The organism is Streptosporangium nanhuense (assembly GCF_059358815.1).
This window is the reverse complement of sequence record NZ_JCADBG010000007.1, coordinates 340,083-357,625: the sequence shown is the minus strand read 5'-3', so window position 1 is coordinate 357,625 and position 17,543 is coordinate 340,083. Positions and strand designations below refer to the sequence as shown.

13 protein-coding genes are annotated in these 17,543 nt (G+C 71.4%); 4 read left to right on the top strand and 9 right to left on the bottom strand.

Annotation, left to right across the window (positions count from 1 at the left end; translation table 11 throughout):
* Positions 1 to 264 precede the first annotated feature (264 nt).
* Positions 265 to 2,166, bottom strand: coding sequence for a glycoside hydrolase family 15 protein (locus AC5L38_RS16965; RefSeq protein WP_495243757.1), 1,902 nt, complete (start codon positions 2,164 to 2,166; stop codon positions 265 to 267).
* 557 nt (positions 2,167 to 2,723) lie between these two features.
* Between AC5L38_RS16965 and AC5L38_RS16960 the strand changes: the two genes are divergently transcribed.
* Positions 2,724 to 3,644 (top strand): hypothetical protein, encoded by a 921-nt coding sequence (locus tag AC5L38_RS16960; RefSeq protein ID WP_495243756.1) that lies wholly within the window; start codon positions 2,724 to 2,726, stop codon positions 3,642 to 3,644.
* Positions 3,645 to 3,942: 298 nt separating this feature from the next.
* On the opposite strand, the gene AC5L38_RS16955 is transcribed toward AC5L38_RS16960, so the two are convergent.
* Positions 3,943 to 4,899: an AraC family transcriptional regulator gene (locus AC5L38_RS16955; RefSeq protein ID WP_495243755.1), complete on the bottom strand. Its 957-nt coding sequence runs from the start codon at positions 4,897 to 4,899 to the stop codon at positions 3,943 to 3,945.
* An 80-nt stretch (positions 4,900 to 4,979) separates the two neighbouring features.
* On the opposite strand from AC5L38_RS16955, the gene AC5L38_RS16950 reads away from it, so the two are divergent.
* On the top strand, positions 4,980 to 5,816 hold the full coding sequence (locus AC5L38_RS16950; protein WP_495243754.1) for an NmrA family NAD(P)-binding protein: 837 nt from the start codon (positions 4,980 to 4,982) through the stop codon (positions 5,814 to 5,816).
* A 214-nt stretch (positions 5,817 to 6,030) separates the two neighbouring features.
* Entirely contained in the window at positions 6,031 to 6,543 is a 513-nt protein-coding gene (locus AC5L38_RS16945; protein ID WP_495243753.1) for an anthrone oxygenase family protein, read from the top strand.
* A 207-nt stretch (positions 6,544 to 6,750) separates the two neighbouring features.
* Here AC5L38_RS16945 and AC5L38_RS16940 read toward each other — a convergent pair whose 3' ends face one another.
* From AC5L38_RS16940 to AC5L38_RS16920, 5 genes are all read right to left on the bottom strand, one after another.
* Positions 6,751 to 7,608, bottom strand: coding sequence for an NAD(P)-dependent oxidoreductase (locus AC5L38_RS16940; protein ID WP_495243752.1), 858 nt, complete (start codon positions 7,606 to 7,608; stop codon positions 6,751 to 6,753).
* A 187-nt stretch (positions 7,609 to 7,795) separates the two neighbouring features.
* Positions 7,796 to 8,827: an ABC transporter ATP-binding protein gene (locus tag AC5L38_RS16935; protein ID WP_495243751.1), complete on the bottom strand. Its 1,032-nt coding sequence runs from the start codon at positions 8,825 to 8,827 to the stop codon at positions 7,796 to 7,798.
* Complete coding sequence (modB, locus tag AC5L38_RS16930; RefSeq protein ID WP_495243750.1) at positions 8,824 to 9,585, bottom strand: molybdate ABC transporter permease subunit; 762 nt, start codon at positions 9,583 to 9,585, stop codon at positions 8,824 to 8,826. The genes AC5L38_RS16935 and modB overlap by 4 nt, the downstream gene beginning before the upstream one ends.
* A gap of 220 nt (positions 9,586 to 9,805) precedes the next feature.
* Positions 9,806 to 10,213 (bottom strand): TOBE domain-containing protein, encoded by a 408-nt coding sequence (locus tag AC5L38_RS16925; protein ID WP_495243749.1) that lies wholly within the window; start codon positions 10,211 to 10,213, stop codon positions 9,806 to 9,808.
* A 276-nt stretch (positions 10,214 to 10,489) separates the two neighbouring features.
* On the bottom strand, positions 10,490 to 11,209 hold the full coding sequence (locus tag AC5L38_RS16920; protein WP_495243748.1) for a GbsR/MarR family transcriptional regulator: 720 nt from the start codon (positions 11,207 to 11,209) through the stop codon (positions 10,490 to 10,492).
* 373 nt (positions 11,210 to 11,582) lie between these two features.
* Between AC5L38_RS16920 and AC5L38_RS16915 the strand changes: the two genes are divergently transcribed.
* Positions 11,583 to 12,812 carry a serine hydrolase domain-containing protein gene (locus AC5L38_RS16915; protein ID WP_495243747.1) on the top strand — a complete coding sequence of 410 codons (1,230 nt, stop codon included), beginning with the start codon at positions 11,583 to 11,585 and terminating at the stop codon, positions 12,810 to 12,812.
* A 91-nt stretch (positions 12,813 to 12,903) separates the two neighbouring features.
* Here AC5L38_RS16915 and AC5L38_RS16910 read toward each other — a convergent pair whose 3' ends face one another.
* Positions 12,904 to 14,205 carry a ThuA domain-containing protein gene (locus AC5L38_RS16910; protein ID WP_495243746.1) on the bottom strand — a complete coding sequence of 434 codons (1,302 nt, stop codon included), beginning with the start codon at positions 14,203 to 14,205 and terminating at the stop codon, positions 12,904 to 12,906.
* Positions 14,206 to 14,521: 316 nt separating this feature from the next.
* Positions 14,522 to 16,687: an SF1B family DNA helicase RecD2 gene (recD2, locus tag AC5L38_RS16905; RefSeq protein ID WP_495243745.1), complete on the bottom strand. Its 2,166-nt coding sequence runs from the start codon at positions 16,685 to 16,687 to the stop codon at positions 14,522 to 14,524.
* Positions 16,688 to 17,543 lie beyond the last annotated feature (856 nt).

The following is a 17,543-nucleotide window of genomic DNA, read 5'->3' as shown; positions in this document are numbered from 1 at the left end:
CCGCCAAACACGGAGCCCTCCAGACCCTACTCAAACAAGATCAATCGGCGGCAGCTTGACACAGGGCTACTCAGTCGCTCAGCCGCTCAGTCCCCAGGCCAGCACCACGGACAGGCCACTCGTCGCGAGCAGGCCGACGAGCACCACTATGGCAATCACCCGACGGTTCATACCGGAAAGCCTAGTCAGGCGTCCGGCGGTCTCGCACGTCGGCGCACCCGGGGGCACCGCAGGACACGGCGGGCCACCGGGGACGACAGATGATCATGACGGCCAGCTGGTCGGGGGGAGCTGCCCGCTCTCGGCGCGGATGATGTGGATGACCGCGTTGATGAGCGCCAGATGGGTGAAGGCCTGGGGGAAGTTGCCGAGGTGGCGCCCCGTCACCGGGTCGATCTCCTCCGCGTAGAGACCCAGGGCACTGGCGAAGGAGAGGACCCTCTCGCAGAGCCTGCGGGCGCGGGCGTGCTCCCCGATCTCCGTCAGCGCCGAGACGAGCCAGAACGAGCAGATCGCGAAGGTGCCCTCCTCCCCGGTCAGGCCGTCGTCCGTGGCCTTCGTCTCGTAGCGCAGGACCAGGTCGTCGGCGGTCAGCTCGTCGGCGATGGCCAGCACCGTGGCACGGACCCTGGGGTCGTCGGGCGGCAGGAAGCGCACCAGCGGGATGAGCAGGAGCGACGCGTCGAGGGCGTCGGTGTCGTAGTGCTGCCTGAAGACCCCGCGCTCGCTGACGCCGTGGGCGCACACGTCGGCGTGGATCTCGTCGGCGACCGCCTGCCAGCGCGTGGCCAGTTCTGGCTCCTCCCTGAGCCTGGCGAGCCTGGCGCCCCTGTCGGTCGCCACCCAGCACATGACCTTCGAGGAGGTGAAGTGCCGGGGCTCGCCGCGTACCTCCCATATGCCGCGGTCGGGCTCCCGCCAGTGCCTGATGGCGGACTCGACCTGCCGCTTCAGGATGGGCCAGATCCGCTCGTCCAGGCGGTCCCGTGACCGGGTGTGGATGTAGAAGGAGTCGAGGACGGCGCCCCAGACGTCGTTCTGGCGGTGCCGGTAGGCGGCGTTGCCGACCCTGACGGGCCTGGCGCCCTCGTACCCGCCGAGGTGGTCGAGGATGTGCTCGTCCAGCTCGCGCTCGCCGTCGATGCCGTACATGACCTGGAGATCCTCGTCCCGCTCCGCCACGTCGGCGATGAACCAGAAGAAGTCGTCGGCCTCCCAGTCGAAGCCCAGCGTGTACAGGCCCCAGAGGGCGAAGGTCGAGTCCCTGATCCAGGCGTAGCGGTAGTCCCAGTTGCGGTCGCCGCCCGGCGTCTCGGGCAGGGAGGTGGTCGCCGCCGCGATGAGGGCGCCCGTGGGGGCGAAGGTCAGGCCCTTGAGGGTGAGGGCGCTGCGCTCCAGGTATCTCCGCCAGGCGTGGTCGGGGAAGGCGCCCCTGGCGAGCCAGTGCTGCCAGTGGTGGGCGGTCCACACGAGCCGCTCGTAGGCGTCCTGGAAGGTGTACGGCGGCTCGTGCGGGGTCCAGGAGAGCGCGCAGAAACGCGTGTCGCCCTCCTTGAGGAGGGTGCGCGCCATCGCGCGCCCGCCCTCGAACCCCAGCCGCATGTCGGTGGTGAGCCGCAGCTCCAGGCTCTCCCCCTCGGCCGTCGCGACGCCCTGGTGGTAACCCCTGTCGGTGTACGACCAGCGGGCGGGCCTTCGGCCGTAGTCGAGGATCGGCTCGCAGTCGAGCGTGATCTGCACCTCCCCGCTGACACAGCGCACCGTGCGGAGCAGCACGTGGGAGGCGTCGTAGTCGGTCGGCGCCCTCCTGTGCGTACGGGAGAGCTCGCCGTCGTGGTGCCAGGGGCCCATGAGCAGGACGTCGCGCACGATGACCCAGCCGGTGGGGGTGCCCCAGCTCGTCTCCAGGATCATGGTGCCCGGCAGATAGCGGCGCGCGGCGGGCACCCTCAGGTCGGCGGGGCCGAGCCGGAAGCCACCCGCGCCCCGGTCGAGGATGGCGGCGAAGACGCTGGGCGAGTCCATCCGCGGCAGGCAGAGCCACTCGACGTTCCCGCTCGGGGCGACCAGGGCGGTGACCTCGCAGTCGGACAGGAAGCCGTAGTCGGCGATGGGCGGGAAGGGTGAGGGGCCGGGCAGCGCGTCCGCCGTCGGATCCGGTGTCATCGGCTCTCCTTGAGTGTGGAGACCTTGGATGTGGAGACCTTGAGTGTGGAGCCCTTGAGTGTGGAGCCCTTGAGTGTGAGACCTCCGCCCGCGAACGCCCCAGAACGCCCTCGGACGGAGAAGAACGTCAGGCGCCCTTCCTACCCCGCCTACCGGGATCAAGCACGTCTTTCACCTGATCAGGCGCGCCCGTGTCCTCCTCGCCTCTCGTGACGGGGCCCTATCGCGCCATGGCGCGGGCGGATTCCCTCGATCTTCTCGGCTTCCCGGTCTCCTCGGCGCTCCCGGCCCGGCTTCCGGCCCGGTTTCCGGCCCGCGTCTCCCGCCGGTGCGGGAGCCGGCTCGGCTCTCCGCCTCGGATATTCGTCCCGGCTTTCGGCCTCGGCTCCCGGCCCCTCATATCCGCCGCTCAGCGAAGAATGGCTCGGTCCACCCTCGGCTTCCAACACAACCCCATAAGTCACATTATTCCCAGCTGTATGTGAACTTTTCGGACAAGTCACTGTCGGATCTGCTATCAAGATGCCCGACCAAGGTTCACGTCAGAGAGGGTCATCGTGGGGCGCGACGATATCCAAGGATCGTACGAGGAAGATCCTCGCGAGCAGACCGGTCCCCTCGGACCGGCGCAGTACGAACCCGAACGTCCCGCCGGCGACGTGTTGTCGGACGGATGGGACGAGATCGACCTTCCGGAGCTCACGCCCGGCGACGGGTCCCAGGTGATCGTCCACGTCGACGGGTCCCGGGAGATCCTCCGGGCCGACGGATCCCGGGAGATGGTCTATCTCAACGAGCGTCGTGACGTCGGGGACACCGACATCACGTCCGACGGCCCCCTCTACCGCGACGACGACGAGGTGACGCCGTCGCGTGGTTTCCTGGGGTCGGGCTGGCGCGAGGAGACCGATCCCTACGAGGAGCGCCGCCGCAAGGGCAAGAGCAAGAGCAGGATCCTGCTGGCGGTCGTGGGCGGCGTCGTGGCCGCGGGCGTCGCGGGCGGCTGGCTGCTCTCCGCCTCCCTGGACGGGAACACCGACACCACGTGCTCGCCCGGCGTGCGGTGCTCGGTGGCCGACCTGCCGAAGGTTCCCTCGGAGACGCCGACGCCCCGGCCCGAGGAGGAGACCGCGGAGCCGTCCGACGAGCCGTCGACGGCCGACGAACCCACGACCGCCCCCAGCAGGGCTCCCCGGACCCAGCAGCCCTCCACCCGGCCGTCGGCGGCCCGCAGCGACCCGCCGAAGGAGACCCGCCCGACGACCTCCAGCGAGGAGGCCGAGGAGGAGAGCTCCCGGGAGAACCCGACCCCGAACTCGCGGATCAGCTCCGAGCCCGACCCCTCGCCGGCGGACCAGGTCCCCACGGAGAGCGCAACGCCGAGCCAGGAGCCGACGACGGCACCGCCGCAGGACACGGGGACGGACGGCAACTCGGGCGGTGGCGGCCGGGGCGGCCTGCTCGACTGGTTGTTCTGACCACCTGGCCCGCTCTGATCTCCTGACTCGTCCTGACCGCCCGGCTGCTCCGGCCGTCGTGCTCCGGCGTGACGTGAACACGCCTCCGGCGGCTCCCCGCGGCTCAGCACACGGTCAACGGGCTCCGCGGGGCTCCAGGAGGTTCCTGAGGGCTCCGGGAGGGCTCCGGGGGCCTGTCCCGGCGTCGCGTTGTCCCCGGACGCGTCGACCGGCGGCCGGAGCTCGTACCGTCACGCCCACCGGAGCTCTTACCGTCACGCCCACCGGGACCTGCCTCGCGAGCGTGCCGGCGGCGTGGTCACCCCGGGGACGCCGAGGACGGCTGGACCCCGGTGCGGTGCTCCTGGGGGCTGACGCCGCGTTCGCGTTTGAAGGCGGTGCTGAGCGCGAACGCGCTGCCGTAGCCGACCTGCGTGGCCACCGCGCCGACGGTGGCGTCGGTCTCGCGCAGCAGGTCGGCGGCCATGGCCAGCCGCCAGCCGGTGAGGAACGCCATGGGCGGCTCGCCCACCAGCTCGGTGAAGCGGCGGGCCAGGGCGGCGCGGGAGACACCGGCCCCCGCGGCCAGCGTGGCCACCGTCCAGGGACGCGCCGGGTCGCCGTGCAGCATGCGCAGGGCCCTGCCCACCACCGGGTCGCTGTGCGCGCGGTACCAGGCGGGGGCCCCGGCCTCCGGACGGGAGAACCAGGCCCGCAGGACCGCGATGAGCAGCAGGTCGAGCAACCGGTCGAGCACGGCCTCCTGCCCCGGCTCGTCCTTGACGATCTCAACGCCGAGCAACGGGATGATAGGGCAGTCCCAGGCGTCATCGGGAAGGACCAGCAGCCGGGGCAGCGCCTCCAGCAGGCGCCGGCTGATCTCCCCGCGCATCTGGTAGGCGCCGGTGAGGAGCACCGTCGACCCGTCGGGGTCGTTGCCCCAGGTCCGGACGCCCAGGGTCATCTCCTCCGCCAGGCTGCGCCCGTCGAGGGTGGTGCAGTGCTGGCCCGGATGGATCACCACGTCCGGTGGTGTGGCCGGATCGTCGGCGACCGTGTAGGGATCGGGGCCGAGGATGATCGCGACGTCCCCGGGCCCCAGGCGCACCGGGTCGCCGTCGTCGAGGATCACCCACGCCTCGCCACGCACCATGGCCGTCAGGGCGAGCGGCGCCCGGTCCTGGATCCGCAGGGACCAGGGCGGGTTCAAGATCGAGCGGAGCAGGAACGCTCCCCTGGCCCTCGGGCCGTCCAGGAGGTCGGTGAGTGCGTCCACGGCTTCACTGTAGACGCTGAAACATGGAATTGCGCTTCTCGACCATGGCCCGTCTCACTCCTGGCCAGTTCACTGGTCCTATGACAGAAAAAACGTATGAGAGGAACACGACGCTGGTCCTCGGCGGCACGGGCAAGACCGGCCGCCGCGTGGTGGAGCGGCTCACCGCGCGCGGCCTGCCGGTGCGGGCCGGCTCCCGCTCGGCGGAGCCGTCGTTCGACTGGGAGGACCGGGAGACGTGGGAAGCCGCACTGCGGGACGTGGCGTCGGTGTACGTCGTCTACTACCCCGACCTGGCCTTTCCCGGGGCCGCGGAGACGGTCCGCTCGTTCGTCTCACGGGCGGTCGGGAGCGGCGTCCGGCGTCTGGTCCTCCTGTCCGGCCGCGGCGAGGAGGAGGCCCAGGTGAGCGAGCGGACGGTCCAGGAGTCCGGGGTCGAGTGGACGATCGTGCGGGCGGCCTGGTTCTCGCAGAACTTCAGTGAGGACTACCTGCTGGAACCGGTCCTCTCCGGCGAGATCGCGCTCCCGGCGAGGGACGTGGCCGAGCCGTTCGTCGACGCCGACGACATCGCGGACGTCGTGGTCGCGGCGCTGACGGAGGACGGGCACGCGGGCGAGCTCTACGAGGTGACCGGCCCACGGTTGCTGACCTTCGCCGAGGCCGCCGCGGAGATCTCCGGGGCGACCGGCAGGAAGGTCCGCTACGTACCGGTCTCCCCCGGGGAGTACGTGGCCGGGGCGGTCGAGCACGGGGTACCGGCCGAGTTCGCCGCGCAGCTGGCGGAACTGTTCACCGCCGTGCTGGACGGCCGCAACGCCCACCTGACCGACGGGGTCCGGCGCGCCCTGGGCCGGGAGCCCCGCGATTTCGGCGACTACGCGCGGGAGGTCGCCGGCACCGGGGTCTGGGGCTGACGGCGTGACGGCGGGAGCCACCCACCGGGGCGCGTCCCGCCCCCGCCTCTCTCCCCGTCCCACCCCTCGCCCCGCTTCCATCGCGAGCACCCCAGCACCCCAGCACCCCAGCACCCCAGCACCCGAGCACCCGAGCACCCGAGCACCCGAGCACCCGGCGGTGAGGATGTCCGATCCCGTCGCCGGAATCCCCCCGACAGCCAAGGAGAACGTGATGTTGGTCTTCCGAGGCGTCGCGCTGGTCGCGGCGGCCATCACCATGGGACTCGTAGCGGGTCTCTTCTACTCCTACGCCTGCTCCGTCATGCCCGGCCTCGCCCGGACGGACGACCGGACCTTCGTCAGCACGATGCAGCGGATCAACGTGGCTATCCTCAACGGCTGGTTCGCCGCCTGCTTCGGCGGCGCGCTGGTGCTGACCGCCCTCTCCGCGGTACTCCATCTCCAGACGGACGGGCGGCCCGTGCTGCCCTGGATCGTGGCCGCGCTCGTCCTGTACGTGGTGATGCTCGCCATCACGATGGGAATCAACGTGCCGCTCAACAACGCGCTCAACGCGGCCGGGGACCCCGACGGCGTCGCCGACCTCGCGGCGGTGCGCGAGCGGTTCGAGGCGGCGTGGGTCCGCTGGAACCTCGTCCGCACGCTGGCGTGCGTGGCCGCCTTCGGCTGCATCGCCTGGGCCCTCGTCGTGTACGGGCGCACCGGGCTGCCGAACGGGTCGTGACCGTCGAGGTCCTGACCACGTGACCGGCCGTCCCGTACTCCTGACGCGTCCACCCGGCACCCGGCCTCCCGCCGGACCCGTCACCCGGGACTCGCCGGGGCCGCCGTCACAGGGACCGGCGGCCCCGGCGGGACGCGCGTCGAAGTGCCGGGAGACCGAACCTCGCGTCGAGATGCCGGGGACCGGCCCGCGCGGTGACGGGTGACGCTAGCGCGATCGGCCGCGCAGCAACTCGATGACCGCGCCGATGTCCGCGTCACCCCAGCCGCGCTCGGCCGCCTCCTCGTAGCGCCGCTCGACCAGCCGGGCGATCGGCAGGTCGATGCCCGCCGAGCTCGCCAGGTCGACGGCGAGCCGCACGTCCTTGGCGGCGAGCCTGGTCGTGAACCACCCCTGGTGGTCGCCGCTCACGATGTCGTCGACCCGGTTGTGCAGGGCGGGCGCGACGGTGGGCCAGGTGAGGAGGAAGTCGTGCAGCAGCGTCTCGTCGAGGCCCACCGCCAGGCCCGTGGCGGTCGCCTCGGAGAGCGCGGCGATCCCGGTCATCAGCAGGTAGTTGTTCAGCAGCTTGAAGGCCAGTGCCGCGCCGGGGTCCCGGCCGCAGTAGGAGTGGGCGGCGAACACCTCCGACCACACCGGCTTCAGCGCGTCGGTGACGTCACGCTCGCCCCCCAGCAGGACCGACGCCTGCCCCCCGGCGACGGCCGGTGGCCAGCCGATGACGGGCGCGGCCACGAACCGGCCCCCGGGGGCCATGTCCCGTAGCGCGCGGGCCGTGTCCGGGGCGACGGTGCTCGTGTCGGCCACGACGGGCCCGTCGGAGCCGATTCCGGCCAGCTGCGACATCACATCGCGAACCGCCTGGTCGTCGGAGAGCGACAGCAGCACCCCCTCGGCCTCCCGCGCGGCCTCGACGGGCGAGGACGCCTCGGCGGCACCGAGGCCGACCAGGTCCTCCGCCCGGCCCGGCGTGCGGTTCCACACCGTGACCGGGAAGCCGCACTCCAGCAGCCGCCGGGTCATCGCCCGCCCCATCATGCCCATCCCGAGTACAGCGACGTGCATAGATCATCCCCCCTCACGCCATTGTGCCCCCGCGGGTCCGGGTGACCCGGGCCGCCACGCGGGTGACCCGCGGCATCGCGGGGGGCGTACGGGCAGGCGGCGTCATGGTGGCTTCACGGTGGCTTCACGGTGGCTTCACGGCGGCGTCGCAGGGTTTCAAGCCGGGCGGGCGTGGACCGCGAAAGGCTCAGGCAGGGTAGGCGTGGGTCTCGGTGGCCTTGACGGCCGCCCAGATCCGCTGTCCCGACGTCAGGTCGAGGTCCGCGACGGCGGCGGGGGTGACGTCGGCCGAGGCGGTGATCGGCCCCTCCAGGTGGATGCGGACGTTGTCGCCGTGCCGCTCGATACCCTCGATCGTGGCCTCCCAGAGGTTGCGCGGGGTGCCGTCCGGGCGGGTCCGGTAGAGCGCGACCGCGCCGGGCCCGAAGGCGACGAACGCCGGGCCGTCCAGATGCTCGGCGACGCTGAAGCTCACCTCCCCGACGGTCACCTGTCGTCCCGTGGCGAGACCCCGGTAGAGGTTGAGGCCGACCAGGCGGGCGACGTAGTCGGTGCGCGGGCGCCGGGCGACCTCCGCGGGGGTGCCGCGCTGCACGACGGCGCCGTTCTCGATGACGACCAGCTGGTCGGCGAGCACCATGGCGTCCAGCGGATCGTGGGTGACCAGGACGGTCGCGCCGTCGAAGTCCGCCAGGTGGCGGCGGAGCCGGGAGCGGATCTCCAGCCGGGTGTGGGCGTCGAGGGCGGCCAGCGGCTCGTCCAGCAGCAGCAGGCGGGGCCCGACGGCGAGGGCACGGGCCAGGGCGACGCGCTGGGCCTGACCGCCCGACAGCTGCCGGGGTTTCGCCGCGGCATGCCCGGCCAGGCCGACGCGCTCCAGCCAGGCGGCGGCACCGCGCCGCGCCTCCGCCCTGGAGGCACCCCGGCAGCGAGGCCCGAAGGCGACGTTGTCCAGGGCCGACAGGTGCGGGAAGAGCAGGTAGTCCTGGAAGACCACGCCGATCGGGCGACGTTCGGACGCCAGGGTGTGCAGCGCCTCACCGTCCAGGAGGATCCGCCCGCCGGACAGGGCGGTGAGCCCGGCCAGCGCGCGCAGCGCCGTGGTCTTGCCCGCGCCGTTGGGGCCGAGGAGAGCGACGACCTCGCCCGCGGCGACCTCCAGTTCGATGTCCAGGTGGAAACCGGGCCGGGTGACGACAAGGTGGGCGTTCAGGGTCACGGGCCGCTCACCCACCGGTCGCGCAGGCCGGCCAGGATGACCACCGAGACGGCGAGCAGGACGAGGCTGAGCACGATGGCGGCCTCGGGTTCGGTCTCCAGGGCGAGGTACACGGCCAGCGGCATGGTCTGGGTCCGGCCGGGGAAGTTTCCGGCGAAGGTGATGGTGGCCCCGAACTCACCCAGCGCGCGAGCCCAGCACAGCACGGCGCCCGCGACGATGCCGGGGGCGATCAGGGGCAGGGTGACGCGGCGGAAGATGATCCAGCGAGAGGCGCCCAGCGTCGCGGCGGCCTCCTCGAAGCGCAGGTCGGCGGCGCGCAGCGCGCCCTCGACGCTGATGACCAGGAACGGCATGGCGACGAACGTCTCCGCGACGACGACTCCGGCCGTGGTGAACGGCAGGGTGACACCGAAGGTGGAGTCCAGCCACTGGCCGACCAGGCCGCGCCGTCCAAGGACGAGCAGCAGGGCGACCCCGCCGACCACCGGGGGCAGCACGAGGGGGACGGTGACCAGCGCCCGTACCAGACGGCGGCCGGGAAAGGCGACGCGTGCCAGCAGCCACGCCAGCGGTACGCCGAGCAGCAGGCACACCAGCGTCGCCATGGTCGCGGTCACCAGTGACAGGCGCAGCGCCTCCAGCACCCGCGGCTCGCCCAGTCTTTCCGCCAGGGTGGACCAGGGGGCGCGGACCAGCAGCCCGGCCAGCGGCAACGTCAGGAAGAGCATGCCCGCTACGGCGGGCAGCACCAGCATCCAGGGCAGGCGACCCGCCACCCCGCCGGAAGGACCGTCGGAAGGACCACCGGAACGACCGCCGGACGAGCCACGGGACAGACCGCCCGCGGCACCGCGCCGCGCACCGCCGTCCGGCACGCCCCCGGACGGACCACCCGTCGCGCCACCGGACGACTCACCCGGCACACCACCGGGCGGGCTCCCCGTCACACCACCGGGCGGACCGCTCACGGCGCCGTCAACTCGTCGTACGGACGTGGTCGGCGATCTCCACGACCACGTTGGTGGACTTGATCACGGCGACCGCCGTCACTCCCACCTCCAGGCCCAGCTCGTCGGCGGCCTGGCGGCTCATCAGCGACACCACCCGGTACGGCCCCGCGGCGATCTCCACCTGGGCCATCACCGCGTCCTTGATCACTTCGGTCACGATCCCGCGAAAGCGGTTTCGGGCCGAGGAGTGTCCCGTGCCGTCCTCGGACTCGATCCGGGCACGCGCGAACGCCGCCAGGTCGACGCCCTCCACCATCCGGTGGCCGTGCTCGTCCCGCCGGGCCGCGAGCCGCCCGGCGTCCACCCACCGGCGGACCGTGTCGGGGCTCACCCCCAGCAGCGCGGCGGCCTCGCTGATCCGAAACGTCGTCACGAACAATCACCATACCTTCGCGTATTCACACCCATATGCCCCTCCGCCATGGCAGTCGCGCCGCGATCCCCCGTCACGTCACCGCTCCTGTGAGCCCGGACGACCTGGAGGACCCTTTCCCTCCCCCGGGGAAACGCTCACATCGGCACACGGACACACGGACACACGGGTACTCGGTCACACGGGGACACCGGGACACCGGCGCGGCGAAATTCGCTCACCCGGCGGGAACCCACGGTGTCCCGGATCACGGGATCCTCCGGCGACGCCCCTTCGTCACCCGGTGTTCCGGGTGGCCAGGCTCTGCTGCCACTCCTCCATGACCCGCCGGAAGGCCTTGCTCACGAGGGAAAGAAGTTCGGCGGAGGACTCGAAGCGGGCACCCGCCGGGGTCGTGGGCCCGAGAATCTCGGCCCCGCGTTGCGACGCGGCCGCCAGGGCCTCGTTCATCTGCAGAGCGGCGAGGAGGGACGGGAGCCAGAACCCGTCTTCGATGACATAGCGTTCCCGGCGTGCGCCGGGGACCCGTTCCCGCTTGAGCATTCCCTGCCGTTCGAGGAAGGCGACGGCGTGCGAGATCGACGCCGGGCTGACGCGAAGCCGCTTCACCAGGTCGGCGGCGGTGAGATCGCCGGAGTCGGTGGTGTACAGGCAGGCCAGCACCCTCGCCTCCATCCGGGGCAGGCCCTGCTGGGCGAGGAGAGCGGTGAAGGACTCCGTGAAGTCCTGTACCGCCCTGGGGTCACGTCCGTGGCCGCTGTCGGGGACCGGCGGCGCGGGAGGCTGGACCTGCCTGTGCCGGCGGGCACGATGCCGCGTGGCCTCGTGCGCCCGGTCCGCCCCGTAGCCGTCGGGGCCGCCGTTGCGGGTGACCTCCCGCATGATGGTCGAGGCGGGCCGCCCCAGGCGCTTGCCGATCTCCGTGTATCCGAGTCCCTCGGCCAGCCCCGCGGCGATGTGCTGCCGATCCTGGCCGGTCAGTCTGCCTCCGGGCATCGGTGCTCGTCTCCCATCCGTCGACCTGTCGACACGCGCGGAGCCCGCCGCCCCGGCACGCTCCGCTGCACAGTATGCATTCACACTCAGCTCATTGCAACGCCCGCCCCGGCGACCCATTGCGTTCAGCGTCAGGTTCATTGCAAAACAAGCTCGATAATCCCTAATTGACAGGCCATAAGCATCATCTTCAAGCGTTGCGTGATTTATGAATGCAATGTAGTGTCGCAGACGTTCAGGGATTTCCGAACGTTCGCGAGTGCCGGTGGCGCCGCGGAGGAAGTCCCATGACCAAGCTCCAGCTCGCCGAGGCCACGCGCGTCACACCGGGACGGGTCTCGCGGATCGAACACTGTGCGCAAGGAGATTCATGATGGAAAAGGGCAACGGCGGCTTCTCGAAAACGGGGCTGCGCAGGCTGCGTGACGTGCTGGCACGGCATGTCGAGTCCGGGAGGATTCCCGGGCTCGTCGCCCTGGTCGGCAGGGGCGACGAGACGCACGTCGAGGCGATGGGGACGATGCGCCACGACGGTGGCGCGCCGATGCGCCGCGACACCGTCTTCCGGATGGCCTCCACCTCCAAACCGGTGGCGATGGCCGCGGCGATGGTCCTGCTCGACGAGTGCAGGTTGCGGCTGGACGACCCGGTGGAGCCGTGGTTGCCCGAACTCGCCGACCGTCAGGTGCTGAAGCGGATCGACGGCCCGCTGGACGACACCGTGCCGGCGCGGCGGCCGATCACCGTACGGGACCTGCTGACCTCCACGTTCGGGCTCGGCATGGACATGACGGCGCTGGGCACCCCGATCATGGGTGCGATCTTCGAGCAGGGGCTCACGCCCGACCTGCCGACGCCGATGCCCGAGCCGGACGAGTGGATGCGCCGCCTCGGCACGCTCCCGCTGATGAGCCAGCCCGGAGAGCGCTGGCAGTACCAGATCAGCCACGACGTGCTCGGCGTTCTCGTCGCCAGGGTCACCGGCCGGTCGTTCGAGACGTTCCTGCGCGAGCGCGTCCTCGATCCGCTGGGGATGAGGGACACCGGTTTCCACGTGCCCGCCGACCGGATCGACCGGCTGCCGACCCTCTACGCCCCCGACCCGCGGACCGGGGAGTTCGTCGTGTGGGACGAGGCCGCGGGTGGACGGTGGAGCGCGCCTCCGGCGTTCCAGGGCGGCGGCGGCGGGCTGGTCTCCACCGCCGACGACTACCACGCCTACTTCCGGATGCTGCTGAACGGCGGGACGCACGAGGGCGAACGGATCCTGTCCCGGCCCGCCGTCGAGCTGATGACCACCAACCGTCTGACGCCCGAGCAGCAGGCCGCCCGGCACGCCATGGCCGTCGACAACGTCCACGTGTCGTTCGGCCAGGGGCAGCACGGCGGCTGGGGCATGGGGATGGCGGTGCGCACCTACCGCGGCGACTACGCGCCCGTCGGCCAGTTCGGCTGGGACGGCGGAAGCGGCACCTCGACCTACGCCGACCCGCACAACCGGCTCACCGGAATCCTGCTCGCCCAGGTCGGGATGTCGGTCCCGGATCCGGCGCGGCTCATCCACGACTTCTGGACCACGCTCTACCAGGCGATCGACGACTGACCCCGAGCCCGCACCCGGTACGCCCGCCCTTCCCGACGAGCGGGAAAGGGCGGGCGTGCGGGCTTTCGGGGACTAGCCCGCTCGGAGACGACTAGGCCTGCTCGGAGATACGGAACGACTGGGCGGCACCGCCGTTGCAGGTGCTCTGCGTCAGCTGGACGCTGTCGGCCGTCGAGGAGCCCGGCACGCCCAGGCACTTGCCGCTGAGACGGCTGACGAAGTGGAAGTAGCCGCCGCCCTCCGACACCGCCTGCCACTGCTGGTTGTTGCCGCCGCCGTACAGCCACAGCTGCAGGAGGGCGCCGTCGGCGCTGGAGACGTCCTTCACGTCGATGACCTGGGCGCTGTTGTTGCGGTTGTTGAGCCGCGCGAAGCCGCCGCTGGTCGGCTGGACCTGGAACTGCTGGGCGAGGGTGCCGTTGCAGGTGTACTGCTGGATCGCGGTGCCGTTGGCCGAGGCGGCCGCGCGGGCGTCGACGCACTTGCCGCTGGCGCGGTTGGCGAGGCTGTACCAGGCGGTGGGCGAGATGGTGTCGGTCGGGGGCGGGGTGCTCCCGCCGCCCAGCCACAGCAGGCCGTCGATGACGAACCGGTTCTGCACCTCGCTGGCGAACGTGGACGACAACGGGGTGTTGTTGGTGTAGTTCATGGCGTTGTGGCCGAAGTTCGCGTACAGCATCTTGTAGTTGCGGTTGGTCCACATCAGCGGGTAGTAGCCGCTGTACCAGGTCTGGTTGGGGTCCGTGCCGACCGGGAAGCTCGACTGGTCGATCGACCCGAGGATCCTGATGTTCGCGTTGTTCCTCAGGTCGTTGGCCCAGCTGTACCACTCGCTGACCGACGAGGTGAAGGTGGCGGGCAGCCGCGCCGTGGAGGGGTGCGCCCCGCCCTCCGTGCGCATGGTCACCGAGGTCGGGCCCCAGGTGTTGGACCGGAACGCGCCGGTGCCGAGGAGCTCGTTGTGGTACCACGACCAGCTCTGCGCGTTGGTGTTGAACGCGCTCACGTGGAAGCCCATCCACGCCCCGCCGTTACGCATGTACTGCTCGAACGCCGACCGCTGGGCGGCGTTCTGCGGCAGGTCGTCCAGGAAGATGACCACTTGATACTGCTGGAGGTTGCTCGCGTTCAGCTGGCTCCAGTTGTTGGTCGCGGTGTAGGTGAAGTTGTTCTGCGCGGCGATCTGCGGGAACCAGCGGTTGGCCTCCTGCACGAAGTTGGCGTGGGCCGCGTCGAACACCCCGTTGTAGAAGGCGATCACTTTGAAGCTCGGGGCGGCCGACGCCCCCGCGCTTCCACCGGCCGGAAGGGTGGTGAGGCCGAGCGCGAGGGCGAGCACGGCGAACAGCCGCACCCACGTCCTCGCCGTGCTGACCACGTTTTTCCTGGTCATCTACATTTCCTCTGTCTCGCGACGAACGACAAAGGCGAAGCCCGCCCCGCCCACGGGCATAACGGAGACCGGCGTTACCAACAACTTCGGCAAGCCGAGGACGGTTCTTGTCTAACTTAATTCAAGTTATGTGAAGAAAAAATGTCAAGAAGATCGCGGAGCCGGGAATACGCGCGCGGACGGCGCCCGCTCTCGCGGAAACGCCGCCTGACATGACTACGCGAACCGGACCCGACCGGTTCAGACCTGTGCTCAGTCGGTCCGGTGCTCAGTCGGTCCGGTGCTCAGTCGGTCCGGTGTTCAGTCGGTCCGGTGCTCAGTCGGCGGCGGGGGCGGCCTCGTACCGGAGGTCCGCGCCGAGGCTCAGCGCGAGCCTGCGGGCGAGCCCGGTGTTGCGGCGGTGGTCCAGCCTGCCGACCGCCATCTCCAGGGCCTTGCGCTCACCGACGACGACCACCCACGACCGCGCCCGGGTGAGCAGGGTGTAGAGCAGCTTGCGGCGCAGCATCACGCCCCCGGACTCGGTGACGAGCGGCGCGACCACGAAGGGATACTCGCTGCCCTGGGAGCGGTGGACGCTGATGGCGTACGTGTGGGTCAGCTCGTCGAGCTCGCCGAAGCCGTACTTCACGGTCTGCCCGTCGTCGGTGCGGATCTCGACGAGCCGCTCCTCGGGGGTGATGGCGGTGACCGTACCGGTGTCGCCGTTGAAGACGCCCTTGTCGTAGTTGTTGCGGATCGGCATGACACGGTCGCCGACCCGGAAGGCGGAGGCACCCGACCAGTGCTCGGCGACGCCCTCGCGGGCCGGGTTGAGCCGCTCCTGGATCATGCGGCCGAGCTCGGCGGTCCCCGTCAGCCCCCTGCGCATCGGGCACAGGACCTGGACCTGGTCCGGGCTCACCCCCTGCTTGCGCGGGATCGCCACCGTCGCCAGGTGCATCACCCGCTCGGCGACGCGCTCGGGGTCGTCGACCTCCTCGAACCAGAAACCTCCACCGCCGGGGAGCGCGGGCACCTCGCCCGCCCTGACCCGCCGCGCGGCCTGGATGATGCCGCTGCCCTCCGCCTGGCGGAAGACCCTGGTCAGGCGCATGCGCGCGATCGCCTCGACCCGCAGCAGGTCGGCCAGCACGCTGCCGGGGGCGATGCTGGGAAGCTGGTCGCTGTCACCCACGATCAGCAGGTGGCTGCCGGGCTGGACGGCCGCGGTGAGCCGGGTGGCCAGGCTCAGGTCCAGCATGGACGCCTCGTCGACCACGATCAGGTCGGCCTGCGCGGGCGTCTGCTCGAACAGCGTGCCGCTCTCGGGATCGGGCCGGTGGGCCAGCATCCGGTGCACGGTCATCGCGGGCAGGCCGGTGAGCTCCGAGAGGCGCTTGGCCGCCTTGCCGGTCGGCGCGGTGAGGGTCACCGTGCCGCCCATCGCCCGTACCGTCGCCGCGACGGTCTTGACGGTGTGGCTCTTCCCGCACCCGGGACCGCCGGTGAGGATGGACACGGTGCTGGTCAGCGCCATGTTCACCGCCGCCCGCTGGTCCTCGTCCAGCCCGGGGTCCTCCTGGAAGGTGCGCATGGGCAGCGTCGAGGGGGCCTCCCAGAGCCTGGTCAGCTGGGCGGTCAGCGTGAGCTCCCGGCTGTGCGTCTCCTTCAGGTAGACCACGGCCGTCCCGTGGCCGTCCGGCGACGCCTCGACGACCACGCGGCGGTCGGCGACGAGGGCGTCGACCATCTGGCCGACGAGCTCGTGGTCCTGCTCGACGAGCTCCGCGGACTGGGCGATCAGCGCGACCAGCCGTACGTAACAGTGCCCGTCGCGGCTCGCCGCCGTCTCCAGCCTGTCGAGGATCGCCGCCTTGACCCTCTGCGGGCTGTGCTCGGAGACCCCCGAGCGCAGGGCGATCCTGTCGGCGGTGCCGAACGCGATGCCCCTGACCTTGCCGATGAGCCGGTACGGGTCGGAGGTGAGGATCTCCCCCGAGTCGGCCCCGAAGACCTGGTATATCTTCGCCGCGAGCAGCGGGCTGATCCCGAAGCCCTGCAGGACCACCATGAGCTCGGCGATCGCCTTCTGCTCCTCCCACGCGTCGGCGATCTGGGCCTGCCGTGTGGGACCGATGTTGACGACCTCGGTGAGCCGTCCGGGCTCGGTGTCGATCACCCTCAGCGTCGCCTCGCCGAAGTGGCTGACGATGGCGTGGGCGAGCCTCGGCCCGATGCCGCGGATCAGGCCGGAGCCCAGATAGATGCGGATGGCCCGGACCGTGGCCGGTACCAGCCGCTCGCACACGACGACCTCGAAGCGCCTGCCGTGACGCGGGTGCTCGCCCCACTCGCCGACGAGCCTGAGCGTCTCCCCCGGCTGGACCCCGCCCAGGGCCCGGCCGGAGGCGACGAAGCCGGGCATGCCCTCGGCGCTCATCCGCGCGATCGTGTACTCGTCCTCGCGGACGTACACCAGCTGCTCGACAGATGCCTCCACGGCAGAAAGCAACCCCTCCGTGCTGGTCTCACCTCATCCTTCGCACATCAGACCAGCTCACCCGGGGTCCCCACAAGCCGTGACGGTCCGGGACGGCGACGGGCGGGCCGCGCCGCCGGGGTGACGGCCGGGCGGCTACGCGCCCGGCCCATGGGATCGCCCGCCGCCGTCAGAGGTCGAAACCCCCGGCGGAGGCCCGTCAGAGGTCAGGCACCTCCGGCGGAGGCGCTCCCCGTCTGGCTCGCCACCCGCCAGTGGGGCAGGGGCCCCGGTCCAGGCTGGGGAGGCCGCGGGCCCGGATACGGAGGACGCACGCCGGGGTAAGGAGGCCGCGGGCCCGGATACGGAGGACGCACGCCGGGGTAAGGAGGCCGCGGGCCCGGGTACGGAGGACGCACGTCGGGGTACGGGGGCCGCCAGCCCGGGTACGGAGGACGCCAGCCCGGGTAGCCGACCGGGTACGGAGGACGCCACCCCGGATAGGGAGGACGCCAGCCCGGGTACGGAGGACGCCAGCCCGGGTAGGGCGGATCCCACTGCCCCGGGTAACCGCCGGGGTATCCACCCGGGTAACCGCCGGGGTAGCCGCCCGGGTAACCCGGTGCGGGCACGCAGTCGTACTGCGGGCACGGTGTGGTGAAGCACTGCTTGGGCGAGGGGACGCAGACGCGGCCCGGCCCGCAGTTGACCGCCGCGCACGGCGATCCGGGGCTGCACGTACCGGCCGCCTGCGCGGCGGCGGCGACCGGCTTGGCCGCCGCGACGGATGGCGCCCCGTCCGCCCAGGCCGTGGTCGTTATAGCCGGTGATCCCGCCGCGATGACCGCGGCCAGGACCAGTTTTTGAAGCATTTTTC